Source organism: Pseudomonas sp. EA_35y_Pfl2_R5 (assembly GCF_963970805.1).
Taxonomy (GTDB): domain Bacteria; phylum Pseudomonadota; class Gammaproteobacteria; order Pseudomonadales; family Pseudomonadaceae; genus Aquipseudomonas.
Genome location: NZ_CAXAOW010000035.1, coordinates 1 through 2,190, shown reverse-complemented (window position 1 = coordinate 2,190; position 2,190 = coordinate 1). Strand labels below are relative to the sequence as shown.

The 2,190-nt window shown below is 44.7% G+C and carries 4 protein-coding genes; all 4 read right to left on the bottom strand.

Translation table 11 applies throughout. The annotated features are described in order from the left end of the window. The coding region (locus tag AACX99_RS22085; protein WP_339414556.1) for a hypothetical protein at window positions 1-197 on the bottom strand (197 nt) is incomplete at its 3' end. Window positions 198-686: 489 nt separating this feature from the next. Then, entirely contained in the window at window positions 687-1,049 is a 363-nt protein-coding gene (locus AACX99_RS22080) for a hypothetical protein (protein ID WP_339414555.1), read from the bottom strand. A 71-nt stretch (window positions 1,050-1,120) separates the two neighbouring features. Next, complete coding sequence (locus tag AACX99_RS22075; protein ID WP_339414554.1) at window positions 1,121-1,582, bottom strand: restriction endonuclease PLD domain-containing protein; 462 nt, start codon at window positions 1,580-1,582, stop codon at window positions 1,121-1,123. Between the two features lie 77 nt (window positions 1,583-1,659). Further along, complete coding sequence (locus AACX99_RS22070) at window positions 1,660-2,043, bottom strand: tautomerase family protein (RefSeq protein ID WP_339414553.1); 384 nt, start codon at window positions 2,041-2,043, stop codon at window positions 1,660-1,662. Window positions 2,044-2,190: the final 147 nt, after the last annotated feature.

Genomic DNA, 2,190 nt, shown 5'->3' with positions numbered 1-2,190 from the left:
TCGGCTTGAGTAAGCTGTTTTACAAGGCCTTGATAAGCTTGATTCAGACTGGTTTCTGTTTTATCCAATTCGATAGCAATGCATTGCTCCACATCTGGTGTGGAAAATGCCTTTGCGCAGTCAATTCCAGAGGCTTCTTCTGCATTGACGCTAATAGAGATAAGGATTGTGAAAAGAAGTAGAGCACGCGGCGTCATGTCTATCCCTAACGTTTGGTTAAGGGGCGGGCTTTAGCCCGTCCCAGTGAGCGCAGCGAACGATTTGAACCACTAGTTAGGTGCGGCACGTTGGGCCTGCTAGCTGCATACTCTTGCAGTAAAAAGATATTGCAGAATTTTCTGTGTCGTTGATTTGGTATTTGATTTCGGACCATTGTTGATCGCGCAGATCAATTAGTTCGAGGCCGACAACTTGTGTTAGTCCGCCACCAAAATTATTAAGCTGCAAACCGGAAACTCCGTTGAAAATAACTATGATTTCGCTGTTGCTCGCTTCGTGAACTAGATTTAGAACAAGATTACATTCGAAGCTGGCCGAATTTGTATCTGACTCAAAATGCACAGATTTCACAGTTGTGTGATCTTGGAAGGTACTGAAGATTTCTTGAGGCGTCATTGAGTACCTAACGTTTGGTTAAGGGGCGGGCTCTAGCCCGTCCCAGTGAGCGAAGCGAACGGTTTGAACCACTAGTTAGGTGCTGCACTACGGTTCTGCTTTCGAACGTACAGGTAAGACGCAACAACCATGAGCAACGGAATTAGTGAGGTGATATAGCTTTGTGGAAAATATAGGCTGCCTTGCTCTGCGATGATTGCTTTGGCAAGACTTTGATCCGATGCTAAATCAATTGTTGCGCTTAAATAAAGTGCTGAAAATGCCACGCCCAAGAGTAGAAACCACTTTTTCCAAAGTGTTAGAGCACTTGCCACTAGCCCGGAAAGTAGCGCCACAGTCCACATATTTGATACGGACGCGATTTTGTCAGATACCTCAGCGTTGGCGCTGCATGCGAAGAATATAAGAAATAGTGGAATGTGGCGACGTTCCATGTGGCACCTAACGTTTGGTTAAGGGGCGGGCTTTAGCCCGTCCCAGTGAGCGCAGCGAACGGTTTGAACCACTAGTTAGGGTGGCCCACGGTTTTAAGCCGAGCTAGATATTTTTTTACTTGATTGTTCTGGCTGTCACCAATAGTTCCTGCCAAGCTTACTGAAAGCTCTTCGTTAGAGGTTAATCCGCCGTTCGTGATGTTCGCAGAACCTATGATTGCTTTATATTCACCAGCGTTCTCAAAGTAATATATTTTTGAATGAAGATATTTAGCGCTGTCGTCTACTACTATGTGGAGAATTGACTCTCTTGATTTTAGAGAATCTATTGCTTCGCTATCAGTATGTTTTTTATTTGAGTAAATTGTAATTTGGCTTTTATTTTTTAAGGCGAGATCAATGGCGGGGAGTAAGTGTTTAAGCCCCGCCTGTTTCAGCCATCCAGAGCACAGTACTGATATTTCAGAGCATTTTATCAACTCAGCTAAAACCTTCCTGTGGTTGTCTTTATTAGCGTTTAGCTGAAGGAGCATGTTCTTACCCTAACGTTTGGTTAAGGGGCGGGCTTTAGCCCGTCCCAGTGAGCGAAGCGAACGGTTTGAACCAATTGTTATACGTTTACCTTGTAACTCAAGGTTGCCTCATCGCCTGTGATTCCTCGGAAACCCCAGCAATGACTAGGCTGCTCAAATATTGTTATTTCGACGTCAACGGGTTTTACGGCCAAATCGCGTTCAAAAATGGAGAATATCTGTTTTATGAGTTTCTTTTTTGTTTCTTCCGTGCGCCCGGAGATCATGCTTATTTCGATTACTGTGTATTTTTCAGATCTTCCGCCCGGATAGTAGAAGTTAGATTTGTCTAGCGGGACGAAGCGGTGAGCACGTTTGTCCTCAGGCAATCCAAGCACTGAAATCATACATTCATGTAGCGCATCTGACATCTTTGCTTTTATGGGATTTAAGTGAAAGTCAATTCCATAGACAGTGATCATTGCGATTCCTTGCAGACGTATAACGTTTGGTTAAGGGGCGGGCTTTAGCCCGTCCCAGTGAGCGCAGCGAACGGTTTGAACCAGTTGTTATGCGCGCTAATGGTATGTGTCAGGTTCTAGCAGCAAGTTTCCCCATGTAGTCAATTC

Coding starts and splice junctions, on each gene's coding strand:
- AACX99_RS22070 (WP_339414553.1), bottom strand. CDS start 2,043: ATGATCACTGTCTATGGAATTGACTTTCACTTAAATCCCATAAAAGCA.
- AACX99_RS22080 (WP_339414555.1), bottom strand. CDS start 1,049: ATGGAACGTCGCCACATTCCACTATTTCTTATATTCTTCGCATGCAGC.
- AACX99_RS22075 (WP_339414554.1), bottom strand. CDS start 1,582: ATGCTCCTTCAGCTAAACGCTAATAAAGACAACCACAGGAAGGTTTTA.